The 21371-nt window shown below is 48.5% G+C and carries 21 protein-coding genes, 1 pseudogene and 1 riboswitch; of the genes and pseudogenes, 10 read left to right on the top strand and 12 right to left on the bottom strand.

The window, feature by feature from the left end; translation table 11 throughout:
- Positions 1 to 13: 13 nt before the first annotated feature.
- Together lepB and rplS are read right to left on the bottom strand one after the other, a co-directional pair.
- Positions 14 to 667 carry a signal peptidase I gene (gene lepB, locus A1s21148_RS02730; RefSeq protein ID WP_095670947.1) on the bottom strand — a complete coding sequence of 218 codons (654 nt, stop codon included), beginning with the start codon at positions 665 to 667 and terminating at the stop codon, positions 14 to 16.
- Positions 668 to 681: 14 nt separating this feature from the next.
- Complete coding sequence (gene rplS, locus A1s21148_RS07615) at positions 682 to 1233, bottom strand: 50S ribosomal protein L19 (protein ID WP_095670946.1); 552 nt, start codon at positions 1231 to 1233, stop codon at positions 682 to 684.
- A 170-nt stretch (positions 1234 to 1403) separates the two neighbouring features.
- Between rplS and sepH the strand changes: the two genes are divergently transcribed.
- Positions 1404 to 2312, top strand: coding sequence for a septation protein SepH (gene sepH / locus A1s21148_RS02720; protein WP_095670945.1), 909 nt, complete (start codon positions 1404 to 1406; stop codon positions 2310 to 2312).
- Here sepH and A1s21148_RS02715 read toward each other — a convergent pair.
- Entirely contained in the window at positions 2309 to 3412 is a 1104-nt protein-coding gene (locus A1s21148_RS02715) for an alkaline phosphatase family protein (protein WP_095670944.1), read from the bottom strand. The genes sepH and A1s21148_RS02715 overlap by 4 nt on opposite strands.
- A gap of 32 nt (positions 3413 to 3444) precedes the next feature.
- Here A1s21148_RS02715 and A1s21148_RS02710 point away from each other — a divergent pair, with 32 nt between their 5' ends.
- The 4 genes and pseudogenes from A1s21148_RS02710 to abc-f all read left to right on the top strand — a co-directional run bounded on the left by A1s21148_RS02710 (position 3445) and on the right by abc-f (position 8471).
- Positions 3445 to 4359: a pseudouridine-5'-phosphate glycosidase gene (locus A1s21148_RS02710; protein ID WP_223299417.1), complete on the top strand. Its 915-nt coding sequence runs from the start codon at positions 3445 to 3447 to the stop codon at positions 4357 to 4359.
- Positions 4360 to 4374: 15 nt separating this feature from the next.
- Complete coding sequence (locus A1s21148_RS02705; protein WP_095670942.1) at positions 4375 to 5280, top strand: carbohydrate kinase family protein; 906 nt, start codon at positions 4375 to 4377, stop codon at positions 5278 to 5280.
- A gap of 25 nt (positions 5281 to 5305) precedes the next feature.
- Positions 5306 to 6817, top strand: a pseudogene (locus A1s21148_RS02700) (DNA gyrase/topoisomerase IV subunit A); the annotation flags it as partial.
- A gap of 55 nt (positions 6818 to 6872) precedes the next feature.
- Positions 6873 to 8471 carry a ribosomal protection-like ABC-F family protein gene (gene abc-f, locus A1s21148_RS02695; RefSeq protein WP_095670940.1) on the top strand — a complete coding sequence of 533 codons (1599 nt, stop codon included), beginning with the start codon at positions 6873 to 6875 and terminating at the stop codon, positions 8469 to 8471.
- A 22-nt stretch (positions 8472 to 8493) separates the two neighbouring features.
- Here abc-f and A1s21148_RS02690 read toward each other — a convergent pair whose 3' ends face one another.
- Positions 8494 to 10605 carry a DNA gyrase/topoisomerase IV subunit B gene (locus A1s21148_RS02690; RefSeq protein ID WP_223298715.1) on the bottom strand — a complete coding sequence of 704 codons (2112 nt, stop codon included), beginning with the start codon at positions 10603 to 10605 and terminating at the stop codon, positions 8494 to 8496.
- A gap of 224 nt (positions 10606 to 10829) precedes the next feature.
- Between A1s21148_RS02690 and A1s21148_RS02685 the strand changes: the two genes are divergently transcribed.
- On the top strand, positions 10830 to 11042 hold the full coding sequence (locus tag A1s21148_RS02685) for a DUF7455 domain-containing protein (protein WP_095527495.1): 213 nt from the start codon (positions 10830 to 10832) through the stop codon (positions 11040 to 11042).
- Here the strand turns inward: A1s21148_RS02685 and A1s21148_RS02680 are convergent, their stop codons facing one another.
- From A1s21148_RS02680 to metX, 3 genes are all read right to left on the bottom strand, one after another.
- On the bottom strand, positions 11043 to 11231 hold the full coding sequence (locus A1s21148_RS02680) for a CDGSH iron-sulfur domain-containing protein (RefSeq protein ID WP_095670938.1): 189 nt from the start codon (positions 11229 to 11231) through the stop codon (positions 11043 to 11045). It abuts the gene before it with no gap.
- A gap of 30 nt (positions 11232 to 11261) precedes the next feature.
- On the bottom strand, positions 11262 to 12929 hold the full coding sequence (locus tag A1s21148_RS02675) for an RNA polymerase sigma factor (protein ID WP_095670937.1): 1668 nt from the start codon (positions 12927 to 12929) through the stop codon (positions 11262 to 11264).
- Between the two features lie 63 nt (positions 12930 to 12992).
- Positions 12993 to 14081: a homoserine O-acetyltransferase MetX gene (gene metX, locus A1s21148_RS02670; protein ID WP_095670936.1), complete on the bottom strand. Its 1089-nt coding sequence runs from the start codon at positions 14079 to 14081 to the stop codon at positions 12993 to 12995.
- An 8-nt stretch (positions 14082 to 14089) separates the two neighbouring features.
- A riboswitch (SAM riboswitch) is annotated at positions 14090 to 14202 on the bottom strand.
- A gap of 69 nt (positions 14203 to 14271) precedes the next feature.
- Here metX and A1s21148_RS02665 point away from each other — a divergent pair.
- Positions 14272 to 15165, top strand: a complete 894-nt coding sequence (locus A1s21148_RS02665; RefSeq protein ID WP_095670935.1) for an ROK family protein — start codon at positions 14272 to 14274, stop codon at positions 15163 to 15165.
- Between the two features lie 22 nt (positions 15166 to 15187).
- On the top strand, positions 15188 to 15985 hold the full coding sequence (locus tag A1s21148_RS02660; RefSeq protein WP_095670934.1) for an inositol monophosphatase family protein: 798 nt from the start codon (positions 15188 to 15190) through the stop codon (positions 15983 to 15985).
- A gap of 3 nt (positions 15986 to 15988) precedes the next feature.
- Here the strand turns inward: A1s21148_RS02660 and A1s21148_RS02655 are convergent, their stop codons facing one another.
- Positions 15989 to 17008, bottom strand: a complete 1020-nt coding sequence (locus A1s21148_RS02655) for a DUF4192 domain-containing protein (RefSeq protein WP_095670933.1) — start codon at positions 17006 to 17008, stop codon at positions 15989 to 15991.
- 5 nt (positions 17009 to 17013) lie between these two features.
- Positions 17014 to 17751: a PKD domain-containing protein gene (locus tag A1s21148_RS02650; RefSeq protein ID WP_095670932.1), complete on the bottom strand. Its 738-nt coding sequence runs from the start codon at positions 17749 to 17751 to the stop codon at positions 17014 to 17016.
- Positions 17752 to 17840: 89 nt separating this feature from the next.
- On the opposite strand from A1s21148_RS02650, the gene A1s21148_RS02645 reads away from it, so the two are divergent.
- Complete coding sequence (locus A1s21148_RS02645; protein WP_095670931.1) at positions 17841 to 18308, top strand: NUDIX hydrolase; 468 nt, start codon at positions 17841 to 17843, stop codon at positions 18306 to 18308.
- On the opposite strand, the gene A1s21148_RS02640 is transcribed toward A1s21148_RS02645, so the two are convergent.
- Genes A1s21148_RS02640 through A1s21148_RS02630 form a run of 3 tightly spaced genes read right to left on the bottom strand, consistent with a single transcriptional unit; the run spans position 18270 to position 20730 of the window.
- Positions 18270 to 18884 carry an ABC transporter ATP-binding protein gene (locus A1s21148_RS02640; protein WP_095670930.1) on the bottom strand — a complete coding sequence of 205 codons (615 nt, stop codon included), beginning with the start codon at positions 18882 to 18884 and terminating at the stop codon, positions 18270 to 18272. The genes A1s21148_RS02645 and A1s21148_RS02640 overlap by 39 nt on opposite strands.
- Complete coding sequence (locus A1s21148_RS02635) at positions 18875 to 19849, bottom strand: FecCD family ABC transporter permease (protein ID WP_095670929.1); 975 nt, start codon at positions 19847 to 19849, stop codon at positions 18875 to 18877. Before A1s21148_RS02635 ends, A1s21148_RS02640 begins: the two co-directional genes overlap by 10 nt.
- A complete protein-coding gene (locus tag A1s21148_RS02630; protein WP_190276911.1) occupies positions 19846 to 20730 on the bottom strand; it encodes a heme/hemin ABC transporter substrate-binding protein in 885 nt (294 codons plus the stop codon). The genes A1s21148_RS02635 and A1s21148_RS02630 overlap by 4 nt, the downstream gene beginning before the upstream one ends.
- Positions 20731 to 20847: 117 nt before the next feature.
- Between A1s21148_RS02630 and A1s21148_RS02625 the strand changes: the two genes are divergently transcribed.
- Entirely contained in the window at positions 20848 to 21369 is a 522-nt protein-coding gene (locus A1s21148_RS02625; protein ID WP_095670927.1) for a hypothetical protein, read from the top strand.
- Positions 21370 to 21371: the final 2 nt, after the last annotated feature.

The raw sequence follows: 21371 nt of genomic DNA, 5'->3' as shown, positions 1-21371 counted from the left end.
TTAAAGCAACTAACTACTTAAGTGAAGAGTAAGAGCCAACTAATCCAAAATTCTTTAGCGGCCAGATGATTCCGATAACCCGTCCGGTTACCTTAGAAGTTGGCACCATTCCTTGATTTATATCGTCTTGATGGAAACGTGAATCAGCGCTGGCGCCACGGTGATCTCCCATAACCCAGATTTTGCCTTCAGGTACGGTGACATTAAATTTAGTATCACTCGGTGTATTTCCCGCGAAGATATACGGCTCATCAATTTCAATGCCGTTGATCATTAACTTCTTGCTCTTGGCACAGCATTCGACTTTATCGCCGGCAACGCCAATTACTCGCTTAACCAGATATTGCTTTGCTGGATTTGGTAGGACGCCAACGGCAACAAAGCCTTCTTTAATCTTGGCTATATATTTATTTCCATCTGCACTGTATGGCTCAGGTAGCCAGTTATCTGGATCGCGAAAGACAACTACATCTCCGCGATTAATTGACTTGCTAATGAATGGGACTTTATTGACCGCAACGCGATCATTTATCTGAAGGGTGTTCTCCATCGACCCAGAAGGGATGTAGAAGAACTGAACTAGAAATGATTTGATGACGAGCGAAACTGCGAGCGCGACAACAACAAGAATAGGTAACTCGCGTAATAGCGAGCCCTTGCGTGGCATTAGAGAAGAGTTACTTAGTTAGCAGGCTTGTCTTCAGCTGCAGCTTCAACCACAACGTCTGAAGTCGCTTCTTGAGCTGGAACCTCTGCCACAACTTCGGTCGCAGTTGGCTCGGACACTACTGGAGCCTCAACAACTACTTCTTCAACCACGGCAGCAGGCGCCTCAACGATTACTTCCTTCTCAGGAGTTGAAAGGATTCCATCGCCGTAGCCTTCGATGCCATCGCGCTTTTCGCGAATCTTGGCAGCCTTACCGCGAAGATCGCGGAGGTAGTAAAGCTTGGCGCGACGTACATCGCCCTTCTTTACGAGTTCGATCTTTTCAATAACTGGTGTGTGTACTGGGAAGGTACGTTCTACTCCAACGCCGTAAGAGACCTTACGGATTGTGAAAGTTTCGCGAACGCCATCGCCTTGGCGACGGATAACGATTCCTTGGAAGACCTGGATACGGCTCTTGCTACCTTCGATAACGCGGACATGGATCTTTAATTCGTCTCCAGCGCGAAATTGTGGGACGTCATGGCGAAGTGACTTCGCATCAACGGCATCGAGAATATTCATCGTAAGGTCCTCATCTATTTTTAAGCGTTTACAAGCGTAACTAAAAGTGTTGTGCAGACTGCGTATCTTGCCATAGAAGGGGCGTCGAGCGTAAATCGGCCAGTTCCTCCCGCTCAGCCGAGGGCTCACCCTGCCCGACTTTCTCACCCTCTGCGGGTATTCTCGCCCACATGAGTGAGCTACGCCTAACCGGCAAGACCCCAGATGGGGTGCACCTAGCGCTCACCGATAACGATGGAAATGAACACACTTTGCGAATCAGCGACACTTTGCGCGCCACGGTAAACCAACCACGTTTGACTTCAGTCCCAGTTGGCGACGAGAACGAAGTGATGAGCGTTAAAGAGATTCAACGTCGTCTGCGCGCAGGCGAAACTATGGAAGTAATTGCACGCGATGGAAATATTTCAGTAGATAAAGTCGAACGTTTTTCTGGTCCAATTCTGCAAGAGCGTTTATTTATTATCGATCAAGTACATGGTCTGACTCCACGTCGCGATGGTAAAGAGACCGCTAAAGATGCGCCAACATTTCTCGACATCGTTATTTCAAAACTTGCACCACGCGGCGTAGATATCGATGCGATCGATTGGAACACCTGGCGTTTAGAAGATGGCAGTTGGACAATCGAACTCCACTATCCAAACCGCGATGGCGTTGGATCTGCACAGTTCTCATTTGATACCCATCGCCGTTCAATTACTCCGCTCGATGACAACGCGGCGTGGATGACCGGTGAAGCAGCACCTGTACGCCGTATCGAACCTGGTTTGGTTTATGCTGAGCCATCACATCCTTCACGTATTGAAGAACGCACAGAACCACGCGAACCAATTCGTATCGATAGCGCACCAGTGCGCAGCATCTCTTCCATCCTTGATGATCTTCCAGATAACGATCCGACAGATGAAGAATTTGAAGCAGAAGTAAGCCGTGAAACACCACGATTGGTTTCAATTCGCGAGACCCCTGCACCTGGCGATAGCCAAGATGGAATTACTGCACGCGCCAAAGTTCCTTCATGGGATGAAATTATGTTTGGCCGTAAAACTACCGAGGAACCAACCCCCGAAAACTAACTCGTTACATGAGTTAGCAGCGGTACAAAGCTTTCAATATCTGTTGCTCCGCCATGGTGGCCAACCATTGCGCCTTCTTGTTTTTCGCGTTCGGCTTCGATCAAGATCATTTCGCCATGTGCGATTGCGATTACATCACCCATGCGATCTGATGCATCAAGTGAGACATCGCTACCAAAGAGCCCTGCTGCGATCGCTTGATCGCGTAAATAAATAGTGGCCTTCTCCCCCAAATATTCTTCCCAGCGCGATGCCACTTCTTTATGTGCGCTAAGCGGAGCGCCATCTGCCAAATAAAGGTGGCGCGCACGAGGCTCGCCGGCAATCGTTGCGATATCAGTGGCTAAGTCATTGTCTTGGCCAATAACTATCTTTTCTCCGACATTGATCATGCCGTGATCGGCAGTTAACCAAAGCCTGGTTTTACGTGGAAGTTTTTTCAGTAAGTTCGCAACTAGCTGATCGATTGCAACAAGAGCAGCCAACCATTTCTCTGAACCTACTCCATCGCTATGGCCAGCAACATCTAGTTCATTTACATAGAGATAAACAAATGATGGCGTCTTCTTTAACGCCTCAACAGTTTCGGTAACTAAATCTTCGTGGATATTGGCGCCGCGGTAATTTGCACCGCGAAAGACTGCGCGCGTGAAACCAGTATCTTCATAACGCTTTGCCGCAACATGGGTAACGTTGATATCTGCAGCCGTTGCGCGCTCGAATAAAGTCGGGACAGGTTGCCAAATTGTTGGATCAACGCGTTCATCCCATTTAAGTGAGTTAAGAATGCGACCACCACTGCGTGGAACTTGCACGGTGTAACCCAACATTCCGTGGGTTCCGGGATTAACACCTGTAGTTAGCGTTGCCAGGCTTGTCGCCGTCGTTGAAGGAAACGAAGTGCGCACAGCGCCGTGGCGAATCAGCGCGGAAAGTGTTGGGATATAGCTAGAAAACTTTTCAACTGCATCTGCGCCTAAGCCATCTACAAGAAAGAGAAGTTCGCGGCCGTTGGGGCTAGCACCACAATTTATTTGATCACTGGCATCGGCTAAACCTAGGCTGGCAAAGAGCGAAGGAGTGATTTGCGAGAGATGCACGGAGGTATCTTCTCACGGGTAAGGTTGGGCTTATGAGCCACCGTATGCCTTTTACTCCATCGCCCGAAGTTGCTGCAGCGCTGGCTGAAGGAAAACCAATAGTTGCACTCGAATCAACGATCATCAGTCATGGTCTGCCGCGCCCACAAAATTTAGAGGTAGCGCGTGAAGTCGAAGATATCGTCCGTGATCATGGCGCAGTTCCAGCAACTATTGCGGTAATCGATGGAGTTGTTCATATTGGCTTAACCGATGACCAATTAAAGGCAATTGCTAATCGCGATGACATCGCTAAGGCATCTAGTCGCGACTTGGCCATTATCTCGGCGAGCAAGAAGAGCGCAGCGACAACAGTTGCTGCAACAGCACATTTAGCCGCACTTGCTGGAATCCGAGTCTTTGCAACTGGTGGTTTGGGCGGAGTTCACCGCGATGCCAATGAAACTTTTGATGAGTCTGCCGACCTTACGGCGCTTTCACAATTAGATATCACTGTTGTATGTGCTGGTGTTAAATCGATTCTCGATGTGGCAGCAACGTTAGAGCGTTTAGAAACACTAGCCATTGGCGTAGTTGGATATAAGACAACGGCCTTTCCAGGTTTCTACCTAACTGATTCTGGTTTTACAATCGAACATCGCGTGGAAAGCGCTACCGAGATCGCACAAATCATTCACTCACGTGAGGCGCTAAAGACCAATAAGAGCGCGTTGGTTGTCGCAAATCCGGTAAAGCACGAGATGGATCGCAAGCGCCATGATGCGATTTTGAAGAGCGGACTAGCCGGTGCACGTAAAGCGGGGATTGTCGGCAAGGCGGTAACTCCTTTCCTTCTCGAGCATTTCCACACCGCCAGCGAAGGCGAATCGCTTTCAGTAAATATCGAAATTATTAAATCGAACTCAGCACTTGCCGCTGATATCGCCGTTGCTAAGCAGCAGCACTAACTCTTAGGTATTTAAATGACAATTAACGTTCTGTGTATCGGCGATGTAATGCTCGATGTCATCGCCCGCATAAACGTTTCTCCCCAAAAAATTAATTTCGGTAGCGATACCGCAAGCCGCATCAGCACCAGCAGTGGTGGAGCCGCAGGAAATGTCGCCGCTTGGCTAACTCGTACCGATGCACGGAGCACAATCGTTAGCCACGTTGGAGATGATCCAGCAGGTGCTGCGATCGTTGCAGAATTCGATGCCTTAGGCGTAAACCATGGAGATCTAATAATTCCAGGTGAAACGTCCGGCGTTGTTGTAGTTCTTGTTGACTCATCAGGTGAGCGCACTATGTTTCCGGATAAAGGTGCAAATTCACGACTAACCGTGACAGACCTACCTGATCTGGGTTCATTTCAAGCTGTTTACATCTCTGGTTACGCGCTTCTCAATCCCTTAGCCCGTGATGGTGTTTTAGCGATGATTGAGAAGATCAAGGCAGATGGGCTACCGATTTATTTTGATCCCGCATCTGTTGGTGCGATGAAAGATGTTGCAGATAAAGAGTTACATAACTGGTTTTCAATGATGGATGTTTTATTCCTAAATGAAGAAGAATCGATTTACTTAACTGGCTCAGTTGATATTGAACGCGCTCTTGATTACCTGCTTGATTTCTCGCAGGTTGTCGTAATTAAACGCGGCTCTGCTGGCGCTATCGCCAAAGCACGCGGTTTTGATTCCATTAGCCTTCCTGCAGTTGCAGCTACCGTTGTTGATACAACAGGGGCTGGAGATAGTTTTGCCGCCGGATTTATCGCCTCATATTCGATGAACCACGATTTAACCGCTGCTTTACAGGCAGGTGGAGAGTTAGCGGCAGGTTGTGTTGCAATCGTCGGCGGCAGACCGCGTGTAGGTACCGCGATTTAGCTAGTTATCTTGGCAGAATGCGCGCATGGCAACAGCAAAGAAAGCCGCAGCATCGACCAAGGCGAAGAAGGTCGTTGGTCCAAAGCCCGGTGAATATCCCGGCAAGATTGTAGATATCGATGTTTCATCTGAAATGTCAGAATCATTTCTTGAATATGCATACTCAGTTATTTACTCACGAGCACTTCCTGATGCGCGCGATGGTTTAAAGCCAGTTCACCGCCGCATCTTGCACCAGATGGCCGATATGGGTCTTCGTCCAGAGCGCGGCCATGTGAAGAGCGCACGTGTTGTCGGTGAAGTAATGGGTAAGTTGCACCCACACGGTGACTCAGCGATTTACGATGCACTTGTTCGTATGGCGCAATCTTTTTCAATGCAGGTTCCACTAATCGACGGCCACGGAAACTTTGGTTCACTCGACTCTGGCCCTGCAGCGATGCGTTACACCGAAGCTCGTCTAGCCAACGCTGCAATGGCGATGGTTGCTGAAGCCGATGAAGACACCGTTGATTTTGGTCCAAACTACGACGGCCAATTGCTTGAGCCACTTGTTCTTCCTGCCGCGTATCCAAACCTTTTGGTAAATGGCGGTTCAGGTATCGCAGTTGGTATGGCGACAAATATGGCGCCACATAACCTAGGTGAAGTTATCGCTGCAACTAAGTTCTTAATTGATAACCCTAAGGCGACGCTTAATCAGTTGATGAAGCACATCCCTGGGCCAGACTTTCCAACTGGCGGAGAACTCGTTGGCGCCGAAGGCGTACGCGAGGCATATGCCACCGGTAAGGGTTCATTTAAGGTTCGCGCATCTGTTGAAATCAGCAAAGTTACCTCTCGCAAGATGGGTATCACCATTAAGGAACTTCCATTTAACATCGGCCCTGAAAAAGTTGTTGAACGTATTGCAGATCTTGCTAAGGCGAAGAAGATTCAAGGTATTTCAGACATCATCGATCTAACTGATGGCCAGACCGGAACCAACGTAGTTATCGAGCTAAAGAACGGCTTTGAACCAGAGGCAGTTCTAGAACAGCTCTATAAGTTAACTCCGATGGAAGATGCCTTCGCCATTAACGCTGTTGCCTTGGTTAAGGGTCGCCCACAAACTCTTGGACTTAAGGAATTGCTACAAGTCTTTATCGATCACCGCATCGAAGTTGTACGTCGTCGCTCTGAATATCGCAAAGCCAAGGCCGAAGGTCGCCTATCAATGGTCGATGGTCTGCTTAAGGCGATCATTGATATCGATAAGGTAATCAAGATTATTCGCGGTAGCGATGATGCAGCCGCTGCCAAAGAGAAGTTGATCAAGGACTTTAAGTTAAATGATGAACAAGCAACTTATATCCTCGACATGCCGCTTCGTCGTTTGACCAAGATGAGCAAACTCGAACTTGAGACTGAACAGAAAGAACTCAAAACAACTATCGCCGCGCTTAGCGCTCTTCTAAAATCTGAAGAAAATATCAAGGCGCAGGTTGCAACCGAGCTAACTGCAGTCGGAAAATCATTCGCTACCCCGCGTCGCACACGAATTGGCGCTGCTTAATTTCGTTTAACTTCTCCCCTGTGGGAGACTTCGTCAAATGATCTCTACAAGTGCTCTTGAACTACGCGCAGGTGCGCGACTTCTGGTCTCAGGAGTAAATGTTCGCATCAACCACGGAGATCGCATCGGATTCGTTGGCCGCAATGGCGCAGGAAAATCTACGCTCGCCAAGGTACTTGCTGGTGAAACACTCCCCGCAGGTGGCGCAGTACAACGCACCGGCAAGATCGGTTATCTGCCACAAGATCCCCGCACTGGTGAAGATCAAGGCACTGTTATTGAAAGAATTTTATCGGCGCGCGGATTAGATCAGATCGCAGCGCGTATGACCCAAGTTGAAGAAGAGATGGCAACAACTGAAGGTGAAGCACTCGAAAAGGCGATGGAGCGTTACTCACGCGTCGATGCCGAGTTCCAAGCAGCCGGTGGTTATGCCGCAACATCTGAAGCAGAAGCGATCGCAACTTCACTTGGCGTATCTGAAGCAGTCTTTGGCAATCAACTAGACACACTATCTGGTGGTCAGCGCCGTCGTATCGAACTTGCACGTATCTTGTTCTCGGGCGCAGAAACTCTGCTTCTGGATGAGCCAACGAACCACTTAGATGCTGACTCAATCATCTGGCTTCGCAACTACCTCAGCACTTATTCAGGCGGACTTGTCATCATCTCTCACGATGTTAACTTGATCGAACAAGTTGTAAATAAGGTCTTCTATATCGATGGCAACCGTAACGTGATCGATGTTTATAACTTGGGCTGGAAGCAATACCTCTTGCAGCGCGAGCAAGATGAACATCGCCGCAAGAAAGAGCGTGCCAACGCCGAAAAGAAAGCTGAAATCTTGCAGAAGCAGGGCGAGAAGATGCGCGCTAAGGCTTCTAAGGCAACTGCCGCTCAAGGCATGTTACGTCGCGCTGAGAAACTTCGTTCCTCACTCGATGACGTTCGCGTTAAGGATAAGGTCGCCAAACTTCGCTTCCCAACACCAGCACCTTGCGGAAAGACTCCCCTATCCGGTGAAGAGCTCTCTAAGAACTACGGATCACTTGAAATCTTTACCGACGTTTCCTGTGTTATCGATAAGGGCTCACGCGTTGTTATCTTGGGACTTAACGGTGCTGGAAAAACTACTCTTCTAAAGATCCTTGCCAATCAACTCGAATCCGATACTGGAAAAGTTGAACATGGCCATGGCTTAAAACTTGGTTACTACGCCCAGGAACATGAAATGCTCGACTTTGATCGCACAATTCTGGAAAACATGATGTCTTCCAAGGATGACTTGCGCGAACCAGAAGCCCGTAACGTTCTTGGTTCATTCTTATTCGTTGGCGATGATGTTCATAAGCCAGTGAAGGTCTTATCTGGTGGCGAAAGAACTCGTTTAGCACTCGCAACTCTTGTTGTATCTGCCGCAAACGTTCTTTTGCTAGATGAGCCAACAAACAACTTAGATCCCGCATCTCGTGAAGAGATCTTGGGCGCACTTGGTGAATATCAAGGGGCAGTAATCATGGTCTCTCACGACGAAGGCGCCGTTCAGGCCCTAAAGCCAGAGCGCGTGATCTTGCTGCCTGATGGCGATGAAGATATTTGGAAAGATGAATACTTCGATCTAGTTTCTATTGATTAGAACCTGATTAAAGTTAAATAAGTTAAGCGTCGATCCGATCGCGATCGATTTCAGCCGTTGAGATAAATTCTTTACGTGGGGCTACATCGTTACCCATTAGAAGCTCGAACATCGCCTCCGCTGCTGCGGCATCTTTAATTGTTATGCGGCGTAGGGTGCGCGCCGCTGGGTCCATAGTGGTTTCACGGAGCTGATCAGCATCCATTTCACCCAAACCTTTATAGCGCTGGATTGGTTCTTTCCACTTTTTGCCAGCCTTTTTAAACTCAGCAGTTAACTTCTTCATCTCATCATCTGAATATGTGTAGATATACTCACCCTTTTTGCCGCCGCTACCCATTAGCTCGATGCGGTGAAGTGGTGGAATCGCTGCAAAGACGCGACCGTCATCGATCATCGGCTTCATATAGCGATAGAGAAGAGTTAAGAGCAAGCAGCGAATATGCGCACCATCAACGTCCGCATCGGACATCAAGATGATGCGGCCGTAGCGCGCATCGGCTAGTTCAAATGATTTTCCAGAACCGGCGCCGATTACCTGAATGATTGATGCGCATTCGGAGTTATCTAGCATTTGTGAAAGCGATGCCTTTTGTACGTTAAGGATCTTGCCGCGAATAGGCAGGATCGCTTGGAATTCAGAGTTACGCGCTGCCTTGGTGGTACCAAGTGCTGAGTCACCTTCTACGATCAAAAGTTCGGTGCGAGTTACATCTTCAGAACGGCAATCAGAGAGCTTGGTTGGAAGCGCAGATGATTCGAGGGCGTTCTTACGACGTTGCAGGTCCTTGTGAGTACGTGCAGAAATACGAGTACGTGATGCAGCAGCAACTTTCTCGAGAATCAAACGGCCGTTGGCCTTATCGATACGACGAGTTGTGTTGAAGAACTCTTTCATCTTGTCGGCAACTACTGCAGAGACGATTCGTGTTGCAGCCGCTGTGCCGAGAACTTCCTTGGTCTGTCCTTCAAACTGTGGTTCAGACATACGCACTGTAATGACAGCGGTGAGGCCTTCCATGATGTCATCTTTAATAACATCGGCTTCGTTCTTCTTCAGAGTGCCAGTGCTGCGAAGGGATTCGTTAAATGCTTTGGTGATCGCTCGCTCGAAACCTTGAACGTGGGTTCCACCCTTTGGCGTCGAAATAATGTTTACGAAGGAGTGAACGGTGGCATCAAAGCCATCGCCCCACTTCATCGCAATATCTACTTCCATATCGCGTTCTACTTCAGTTGAAACCATGTGGCCTTTATCGTCAAGGACTGGAACAGTCTCTTGATAATGGCCGGTGCCGTAGATGCGGATTACTTCGCCTACTGGTTGATCTGGTTGTAAGAATTCGCAGAACTCAGAAATACCACCCTTGTGATAGAAAGTTTGAGTTGTGACAGCTTTGGTGCGATTGTCATTGACGATCAGCGTTAATCCTGGAACTAAGAATGAGGTCTGACGTGCGCGAGCGTAAATTTCTTCGATATCAAGGGATGCTTCCTTTAAGAAGATCTGACGATCTGCCCACCACTTAATACGGGTACCAGTAACTTTTGCGGAAACTTTTCCGATTGTGCGAAGTCCTGATTGTGGAGTGAACTCTGCCTTTGGGCCTTCGCCATCGAAGATGCCGGCAACGCCGCGCTTAAATGACATCCAGTAAATTTTGCCATTGCGATCTACTTCTGCATCAAGACGTTCGGCAAGTGCGTTTACAACTGATGCACCAACACCGTGCAATCCGCCAGATGCAGCGTATGAACCGCCGCCGAACTTTCCACCTGCGTGCAGCTTTGTAAGAACAACTTCAACTCCAGTTAATCCAGTCTTTGGTTCTTTATCAACTGGAATACCGCGACCATCATCATGGACTTCAATGGAACCATCGGCCTCTAAATTAATTTCAATCTTCTTGCAATGACCTGCAAGTGATTCATCTACGGAGTTATCGATAATTTCCCAGAGACAGTGCATGAGCCCGCGTGAATCGGTTGAACCGATATACATACCTGGGCGTTTACGAACCGCATCAAGTCCTTCAAGGACTGCCAGGTCTTTGGCGGTATAGGAATCTTCGGCGTCGCCTAGAGCAGTGAGATCGAGTTGATCTCCAGCATCTTTAGAATTCTTGGCGGCCACGGAGGCAAAGGTTATCGGCGTAGTTGCAAGGATCTTGCGTTAACGCGCCGTAATAGTCTCAAATATTGGTAATTTCCTTCTTTCGGGCGAAAAATCGGAAAAGTCTGTGAATTGCAACGCAAAAGTAACAATATTCCTCCATTTATTTCCTGCGGGGAATAAAGAGACATGGTTTGATGTTCCATAAGAAGTACCACTTCCCACCTAAATGAACGGAGAGCGCGATGACCGAGCAAGTAATCCTCGAATCCACACCTCTTAATGCACTTGATCGTTGCGATCGTTGCGGCGCTCAGGCATATGTGCGAGCAACCCTCGCAACAGGTGGCGAACTAATGTTCTGTGCACATCACGGCAAGGAATACGCTGAAAAGCTAAAGGCTGTGGCAGTTGCAATCCAAGACGAATCAGAGCGCTTGGTTGAATCTAAGAACTAATTAATCTTTTTTAAGAAGACCCTTGTGCGATCCGTCGCAGAAGGGTTTTTCTTTTGATTGGCCACATCCGCAGAACTTTGGATTTTCTAAAGTCTCCAGAACGTTGCCATCGGCATCGACCATTTCAACTTCACCGGTTATGCGGATAGAACCACTTTTGGGGTTTATGAAAACCTTTGGCTTATCCACGTTAGAACTCGATTTCTTTTTAATCTAGTTTTAATCTAGATAATCGCGAAGTGATTGCGAACGTGATGGGTGGCGCAACTTCGACATAGTCTTAGATTCGATCTGACGGATACGTTCGCGAGTTACCCCGTGAACCTTGCCGATCTCATCAAGTGTCTTTGGCTGACCATCTGTAAGTCCGTAACGAGCCTTGATTACATCTGCTTCACGGTTGGTGAGGCCGCCAAGGACCTGCATCAACTGTTCTTGCAAGATTGTGAAAGTTACAGATTCTTCAGGCTTAACCGCTTCAGAGTCTTCAATGAGATCTCCGAACTCAGAATCTCCTTCTTCACCAAGTGGTGTGTGAAGTGAGATTGGTTCGCGGCCGTACTTCTGAACTTCAACAACTTTTTCAGGTGTCATATCAAGTTCTTTAGCGAGCTCTTCTGGAGTCGGTTCGCGGCCGAGGTCTTGCAACATCTGGCGCTGAACGCGAGCCAACTTGTTGATGACTTCAACCATGTGAACTGGAATACGGATTGTGCGAGCCTGGTCTGCCATCGCGCGAGTAATCGCCTGACGGATCCACCAAGTTGCATAGGTAGAGAACTTGTAACCCTTTGTGTAGTCGAACTTTTCAACTGCGCGGATAAGGCCGAGGTTTCCTTCTTGAATTAGATCAAGGAACAACATGCCGCGACCGGTGTAACGCTTTGCAAGAGATACAACGAGACGAAGGTTTGCTTCAAGCAAGTGGTTCTTAGCGCGTTTGCCATCTTCAACGATCCATTCAAGTTCGCGCTTGAACTTCTTCTCCATCTTCTTATCTTCTTTAATCTTCTCTTCGGCAAAGAGGCCGGCTTCAATACGCGTTGCTAGCTCTACTTCGAGCTCAGCGTTAAGGAGTGCTACGCGGCCGATCTGCTTTAGGTAATCCTTTACTGGGTCAGCGGTTGCACCAGCAGTCATAACTGTCTGCGCAGGTGCATCATCTTCTTCAGAGGCCTTTAGGGTGAAGGCATTTTCTTCGTTTCCAGATGCTTCTTCAGCCAGGTTTACAACGCGTGGCTGATTAGATTTATCTTCTGCTTCTGTGTCGATGATTTCAGCGACTTCAGCGATAAGAGTTTCGACATCTTCAAGTTCAATTTCTTCAACGACGATTTCGTTACCTTCATCATCTAGAACCACCGCAGCCTTGCCGGCTTTACCTTCGCTCTTTGGAGCAACAGGTGCTGGAGGTGGCGCAATTAGTGCGAGTTGGGCTTTAGAGAGAATTCGCGCAGATGTTCCGAGTCCTGCTTTGCGTGCTTTCTCAGAGTCAGTTGCAATAACTTCATCAAGGTGGCGCGCTTCTTGGGCGAGCGCCAAAAATTCTTTCTTAACCGCTTTGCGATAGTTATCGATACCGCTGGCAGCAAGTGTTTCGACGATCTCTTTGTGGCGAGCGACGTCGTTCTTCAAATTTACAAGTTGTTGAACTTCTTTGGCAGATAAATCTTTCTTCAGCGCAACCTTTACTGGCTTAACTGGCTTAACGACGGCCTTCTTAACAGGCTTCGCTGCGACCTTCTTCGCTGACGCTTTCTTAACAGGTGCCTTCTTGGCGGCTACCTTTTTTGCAGGTGCTTTCTTAGCAACAGCTTTCTTGGCAGGAGCATTTTTCGCTGCCTTTGCTGACTTTGCCTTGTTTTTGAGCGCACTAAATACAGCCACAATTGTCCTTTGGTTTTTCGAACTATCTTCGAAACCTTTGTTTCGAACTGCTCGAAGCGATGGCTATATTATACTCAGCGCTTGGCCGATTGCGGCGCCAACTGACTCAGATTCGACCAAAAAGCCATCGTGTCCGAAGTCCGATGAGATAGTAATTAGCGGTTGCGCCTTAGGAACGAGCTCGGCAATCTCAACCTGAAGTCGAGGTGGGAATAGGCGATCGGTATCAATTGAGACCACAACGACCGGAATCTTGATCGATTCCAGCGCAGCCACGACTCCCCCGCGATCGCGGCCCACATCATGGGATGCCATCGCTGAAGTTAGCGAGATATAGGTATTGGCATCAAAGCGCTTGGCCAATTTAACCGCCTGATGATCAAGGTATGACTCAACGGCATAGCGCCCGGTGTCATCGCCCTGCATCTGGCCACCAAAGCGCACATCCATCTCAGATTCGGTGCGATAAGTCAGATGCGCGATGCGTCGGGCGATACCCAAGCCTTCGATTGGGCCCCTTGCTTGCTCGTAATAATCGCCGCCGTTGAAATTTGGATCGCTCTTGATTGCGCGGATCTGCACTGAGAATCCGCCGATCTGATCGCCGGTTGCAACTGCTGATGAACCGATCGTGCAAATAGCACCGACGCGGTCTGGATATTCAATCGCCCATTCCAGCGAGCGCATTCCGCCAAGGGATGGACCTACAGCCAAACGATATTTCTTTATGCCGATGGCATCGCTAAATAAAAGTTCGGCCGCGGCCATATCACGCACTGTCACAACTGGAAAACGTGAGCCGTAACGTTTGCCATCAGGAGCAATACTCGATGGACCTGTACTTCCCTGACATCCGCCAATCACATTAGGGCAGACGATGAAATATTTATCGGTATCAAAAGGAAGACCTGGGCCGACCATATTTGGCCACCAACTAGTTACATCAGACCAACCAGTCATCGCATGGTTAATTAAAATCGCATTATCTTTTGCAGCGCTTAACGTGCCCCAAGTTTGATAAGCAATCGTGATATCGGGCAGCGTCTCGCCGCTTTCAAGTAAGAGAAAGCCGATCTTTACAAATTTGCGATCGCCGGGATCATGGCTTTCCAGCCATGCACCTGTAACTGCTGTAGTAATCGAGTTCGACATTTAATTCCTTCACGCACTTGCTCACATCGTGTGATGCAAACCTGGTCGTCACCCGGAGCACCCCACCGCGGTGGAGGGTTGCCGTCTAATCAGCCGGGGCTATCGATTAGAACTCGTGACCTGTCCAAATTCTAACCCAAAAAACCACGTGGGTCTTTCGCGCATTCTCTATCTGACTTACTCTAGAACTATGTTGATCGGGGTTGACTGGGGCGGAACCAAGATTGAAATCGTTGCCCTAGAACCCGATGGCACCGAACTAATGCGCATCAGGCGCGATACTCCGCGCGGTGACTATCAGGCTTGCTTAAGGACGATTGCCGAATTAATCGTGGAGATCGAGGAGAAGACCGGTCAGCGCGGTTCAATCGGAATTGGAATTCCGGGATCTCTTGAACCAATTAGTCGTTTAGGTAAAGGCGGAAGTTCAACCTGGATAAACGGCCAGCCCGTTGAAGCAGATTTGAACAAAGTAATTGGACGACCACTTCGCGTTGTAAACGACGCCGATTGTTTTGCATCATCTGAAGCCCGTGATGGAGCCGGTGCAGGTTACGCAGTTGTCTTCGGAGTAATTATCGCTAGCGGTGCAGGAGCAGGTGTTGCGGTAAATATGCGCGCACATCACGGCCCTAATAACAGCGCTGGTGATTGGGGACATAACCCGCTGCCATTTGCTACCGCCGATGAACTTCCTGGAGAAGATTGTTACTGTGGCAAAAAGGGATGTATGGAAACTTGGATCTCGGGATATAGCTTCTCCAGAGATTATCAAAGGCGCGGTGGCGCAGATCTAAAGCCTTCAGAGATTATGGAACGTGCACGCGGTGGAGAGACAATTGCTATCGCAAATTATGAAAGTTGGATTGACCGCGTTGGACGCGGACTTTCAGTAGTTGTAAATACATTGGATCCAGATGTTTTTGTCATGGGTGGCGGAATGAGCAATATCGATGAGTTGTATCGCGATCTTCCAGGAAAAATTGGTCAGTACACATTTTCGCCAGTCTTTGCCACACCAATTGTTCGCTCAAAACATGGAGATTCAAGTGGTGTTCGCGGCGCTGCCTGGTTATGGCAATAAAGACGGGTATTAGACTCTCCAGATGAGCCTTTCGCAAGTAGATATTGATCAGCGCTTTGAATTCGGCAAAGAGCTAATTCTTCGCGCCGGTGATCTAGCCATGACATATTGGAAATCGCTGGAAACTCTAGAAGTTAAGAGCAAAGGGCTGCAGGATTTTGTTAGCGAAGCCGATTACAACACTGAAGTTTTGATCAAAAGTGCTATCAAGGAACGTTTCCCAGATGATGCATTCTTTGGTGAGGAAACCGGGCCAACTGGAATTGAAGGCGCAGAAGGTATCTGGGTAGTTGATCCAATTGATGGCACGCAGCCATTTTTGATGGGGATGACTAGTTGGTGTGTTTCGATCGCCTTTGTAAGTCAATCTCAAATTGAAATCGGCTTGGTTTATAGCCCTGCAGGTAATGAATTCTTCATCGCCCAAAAAGGCAAAGGCGCAACGTTAAACGGCAAGAGAATTCAAGTGCGCGATGCCCAGACTCTAAACGATGGCATCGTTAGCGTTGGTTACTCCAACCGCACTTCCCCAGCGCAGTTGATTCATATGATGAAAGGCCTGCTTGAAAACGGTGGCATGTACCACCGAAATGGTTCAGGAGCACTTGGTATTTGTTATGTGGCAAGTGGCGCACTCATTGGTTACATCGAATATCACATCAACTCTTGGGATTGCTTAGCTGCTCTTTTATTGGTCTCTGAAGCAGGCGGAAGAGTTAATGACTTTATCGCTGACAATGGACTGCACCTGGGCGGCAAGATAATTGCTGCATCCCCTAAAGTCTTTGCTCAATTAGATAGCTTCTTTCCAACAAAGTAATTGTTAAAGCCCGAATCCGGGCGGTAGATCTTCACCAAAAATTCCAGCGCAGACTTTGGGATGTAGTTCTCTGCGCATCGCCGCAAAGGATGCCGGCGGCCAACCTGCTGTAAAGACGCGTCGCAATAAGAGCGCCAGGGAATAACCATTGGCATCTTCGAGGGCGCGATCTAGCGCGCGGTGGGCAAGTGCGCCATCACCGCTTTCATATGCCAGCGCGGCACACAGAGATGCAATCGGTGCCACATATCCCTTTGGTGCGATCCGCATTAAGTGGCGCCACATCTGAAAGTAGGTATCAACGTTCTCTTCATCATGGCTGCCAAGTGCAAAATCGCGCACCTGGATATCGCTTAACCGACCGATAACCCGCGCGGTTAGTTCGAGATCTTGGCCAATGCGTCCACTGGCAAATTCACCTGCTAAATCAATTACCGCAGTTGCGCCATCGCGTTGTAACTTCGGCAAGTTATCCATAGCTTTGGGAATTAGAAAACTGTCCACTAATTCGCACCATTTAGCCTCGGTTGCTACCGGCAACGATGAAATTGAATCGGTGAGTGCTTGCAGATTGGCAAAGGGCATCGCACGACCTGCAACAACATGTTCAACGGCAATACGCGAACCATCGATCTCGGGAATTAAGTTTCCTTCAGCAGGGCAACAACCTTGATCCTGACATAGAACAGAGCGATAACGCCCGCCTTGGATAAGCAGAGATTCATCAGTAGCAATACTAATTCGGGTTAACGCCGCCCTTGTATCGGCAAGAACAACTTCCCCATCGCTGCGATCGCTTGGAACATAAGCAACTAACAGCGCCCCAGTTGCCAAATCTCGCTGTAGATGTGAAGCCAATAAGTCGTAAGCACCTTCGGGAATATCAACTGGATAATCAATCCGCATCGCCATTCCAACGGTGTTATCTTTAATTGAAACTACAACCAATGAATCTTCAGGGTGGTAACCAATTAGAAAGGGAATTGCGGCAAGTAGGTCATGTGGTGATGTAAGCGTAGTCATCTCTCTCAATTCATAAAGCGGGTTGGAGCTGCCACCACGGTGATGGTCAGCGCTGAAACTTTTTTGATCTGGCCAGTAATGGCGCGTTCTACGGCATTGTGAGAAAAACTGCCGCTCCAAGTTGTTGTTAAAAGCACCGGATAAATGCCGGGCTGTGAATAAATATGTGTGATCTTGCCTTCGGGAAATGGACCACCTGGATCGGTTGTCGCAAGAAATGAACCATCACCGAAGGACCACAAATATGAAGGGCGCAGAACCACATCGATGGTTTCGCCAATTAAATTAACTTGGGTGCGGAAGACCGATGGCAAGTCATTCCAGAAATAGACCGGAGTGTGAATTAGCGGTTTGAAATTTGGCTGATATGAAATGCCGCCGGTGGGAAGTGATTTACTTAAGCGATCACTGAGTGAAGTTGCTGCGACTACTTTCGGTGCCGCTTTTTTAACTGGTTTCTTTACAGGTTTCGCTGGTGCTTTCTTAACCGGTGCAGCAACTTTAGGCTTTACAACCGGCTTAGGTTTGGCTACAACTTTAGGCTTAGCAACAACCTTTGGCTTAACAACTTTGGGTTTGGTCACCTTGCCCGAACTTGGGCCACTTCCCTTTCTCGCTTCAATAACCAATTGCCCATCTTGGGTATAGACATCAACACAGGCTTTGACGCAATCTGCTGCGTGCGAAGTGAGAGTTTGTAGAGAAATTACCAACGCTGTAATCAGAATTAATGGGAGCTTCATCTGCGGGAAGATAGATCTTGCAACTGATAAAAAACGCCCCGCACCTACTCCATGTGGATAGTTAACGGCTCATATGGAAAGGTAGGAACATGGCTGCGCGCGATGGAGATGGTTGGGTCGAGTGCAGTTGCGGCTCTAAACATTGGGGCTTGCATGGCGCAGCAGGTTTACTTATCTATCGCGATGGCGCAATCTTGTTACAGCACCGCGCACCCTGGGTTCATAACGGAGACACTTGGGGAATCCCAGGCGGTGCGCGTGATTCACACGAGAGCGTTATTGATGGCGCAATTCGCGAAGCGGTAGAAGAGACCGGTATTGATCCACAGCAGTTAACCCCGCGCCAAACCCATAACGATAACCACGGTAACTGGTCTTATGACACCGTTATCGCTGAGGCAACGAGCGAACTTGTGGCGCACGAGTTAAATGATGAATCACATGAAGTGCGTTGGGTTTTATTTGATGATGTAACTCGCTTGCCGCTACACCCCAGCTTTGCAAAATCTTGGCGCGATTTAAGAGCCCAGTTGGATTATCTGATCACACCAAGATAGTTTTTCAACTTCACTATGTGCGACCAGAATGACGGTCTTTCCTGCGCTGCGCTGTTGCTTAAAGATTTCAATTAACTTCTCTTTACTTGCCAGATCCTGTGCCGCAAATGGTTCGTCAAAAAGGTAGATCGGGCAGTCGCGCAACAAGGTGCGGGCGATTTCAACACGCTGCACCTGTCCGACAGAAAGCGTAGTCACTAAGTTCCCCAACAATTCGGTAAGCCCCAAGTCGGCCGCTATCTTCTCAATTTGATTCATGGCCTCATCGCTCTGCCCCAAGGCTAGTACTTCGCGAACAGTCATCGGTAGCCAGAAGGTGCGCTCTTGCAGCGCCAAACTGCGCAGGTGCGATTGTTCGAGATCGCTTAACTCTTGCAAATTCTTTTCCGCGATAAAGATAGAACCGCTAATTGGCTTTAGGTCACCGGTGATAGCCAAGAGCAGCGAACTCTTGCCGCAACCATTAGGGCCGATAATTGCGCTAATTGAGCCTTTAGCAATAGTGGCGCTTAACCCCGTGAAGAGTTCGCGGTTATTGCGCTGCAGCGTTAGATCTTTGATCTCAATTATTTCCATGTCAGCGCCGCCTTTCGCACTAGCAGGATAAGAATTGGTGCACCCAATAAAGATGTAATCAGGCCGATAGGTAGTTCGTATGGGGGAAGAACGCTGCGTGCGATCGTGTCACCGACCAGCAAGATCAGCGCACCGATTAGCGAAGATGCGATCGTCAATATTCGGTTCTTTCCACCAAAGAGAATGCGCGCAATATGTGGGGCGGCCAGCGCCAAGAAGGAGATTGAGCCCACGGTACTCACGCTGACTGCAACCAATGAACCGATTATCAAGAATGCTTTCAAGCGAATCGCTTTCGCAGAAAGTCCTAAGTGACGTACTGAGATATCACCGAGTGAGAGTAGATCTAACTGTGGAGCGATTTTAAAGGCGAAGAAGAAGCAGACCAGAAATACTGGCGTAAGAATCAAAAGGCTCTCTGATGTCGCTAACGCTAATGAACCGAGCGACCAGAATGAGATCGAACGGATCTCTGGATTATTTGTGGCGGTAATTAGTAGCCCAACAACTGCGGAAAAGAGCGCCGAGGTACCGATTCCGATAATGATCAAGGCACCTACTGAGCGAGCCCAAGTAAAAGTGAGCGCCGTTGCAATCAGCGCTCCAATAGTTGCAAAGAGAACTGCCGACACTGAACCAACTTCAGCAAGGTTTAAGAGAACGCCAATTACAACGCCCAGGCTTGCACCTGCTGATGTTCCTAAGATTGCAGGGTCTGCCAACGGGTTATTTGCCGCAGATTGTGCGATCGCACCGGCTAAGCCAAGTGCTGCGCCAATTAAGAGCGCAACCAGAATGCGTGGAATTCGAATCTGCCAGAGAATTAAATGGTTGGTACTTGCGCTGTCAAAGCCGGGGTTAAATAGATAACGCCAGATGTTTTCTACCTGCGTTGCACCGAGCAATAGAGATGCCACCACCGCAATATTTAGCGCGATAACAATTAGCGAGAAACGTAACTTCATTTCATCAACTCATCTACAGAAGCTGCCATCTGAAGAATCAGATCTGGTGTGCGGGGGCCAAAGGAGAGTAAAAGAGAATCATCAACGGCAAGGATGCGCCCCTTCTTTCCAGCAGTTGTCTGGGCAACTCCAGGAAGTGCCTTTAAACCTGCAACTCCCCCAACCGATGCCAGACCTTTGCTCATAACTAAAATTACATCTGGGTTTAACTCAGCCAGAACTTCGGCGCTAACTGGCGTAAAGGGATCTTTCGAAAACTCTGCGCCGGCATCAACGGAATTTATCGCCGTGATTAGCGAATCTGCTCCTGAACCTTTCCCTCCAAGGAGATAGATCGAGTTTCCGCCGCGGAGATAGAGAAAGGCGATTCGTGCTTTTCGATCTGCTTTCTTAACTTCAGAAAGTGACTGGTTGATCTTCTCGCTCAAGGCAGCCCCCGATGGAATTGCTCCAACAGCCCCTGCAATATCGGCAATCTTTAGATTTATATCCGAGAGCGTCCAGGCCTGGCGCACCTGAACAATCTTGATTCCATTTTCGCGCAGGGTCTTAATTGCAGCGAGCGGTCCAGTTGCATCGTCGATCAGAACCAAGTCTGGGTTCAAATTCAAAATATTTTCCGCAACAACTTGATGGCCAGAGGTAACGATTGGAATATCTAAAAGTACTTCTTCAGTGCTGGCGATATCTCGTCCAATAAGGATTGGCTTTAAGCCTAAAGAAACCAAAATTTCTGCAGATCCGTTTGCAAGTGCGATTACGCGCGTTGCTGAAGAAGTACCGCCATCTTCGATACTTATCGCGGCAGCGCTTTTAATCTCTTGCACAGCAACTTCACCGGAACTACATGCGGTTAAAGAAAGCGCTGTGGCCAGAGCCACTGACAGATGCCGGTATCGACCATTCTTTAGCACCCTTAAATCATCTCAGCCTTTTACCTGACAGATATAGGTGGGTTGTCGGATAAGACGGTAACGAGATAAAAGTAAGGTTTTCTCATGCGCACAAAGGCTTTTCTCACAACAGCCGTATCTGCGCTGCTTCTGATCTCACTTAGTGTGGCACCGAGCAACGCTGCGCAGAAACCGCAATTGGTTAAGGGCCAGTTCGGCGAATCAATTAGCGCACAAGCGCGAGATATAACGGTTGATAAAAATGGTCAGGCGCAGATTGTCATCACTGGTAAAGGTTTTGATGAAACTGTCGGTATCTACCTTGCGTACTGCGTAATGCCAAAATCGGGTGCTGCTCCGACTCCGTGTGGCGGTGGCGTTAACAAATCCGGAATCGGCGATGCTTCTTACTGGATCTCATCAAATGCACCACCCTATGCAGCCAATCTGGCAGAACCTTTCCGCGCCGGTGGCAGATTTACCAAGAACGTTGGAGTCTCGGAAAAAATCGGCAAGATCGATTGCCGCAAAAGTAAATGCGCTTTAACAGTTAGATCAGATCATCTACGTGAAGGGGATAGATCGCGCGATCTTTTTATTCCAGTCACATTTAAGAAAAGGAAATAGAA

Origin of the sequence: Candidatus Planktophila lacus (genome assembly GCF_002287925.1) — a bacterium.
GTDB classification, from domain to species: domain Bacteria; phylum Actinomycetota; class Actinomycetes; order Nanopelagicales; family Nanopelagicaceae; genus Planktophila; species Planktophila lacus.
Note: the sequence above shows the minus strand (reverse complement) of the source record. Positions and strands in the feature narration are given on the sequence as shown.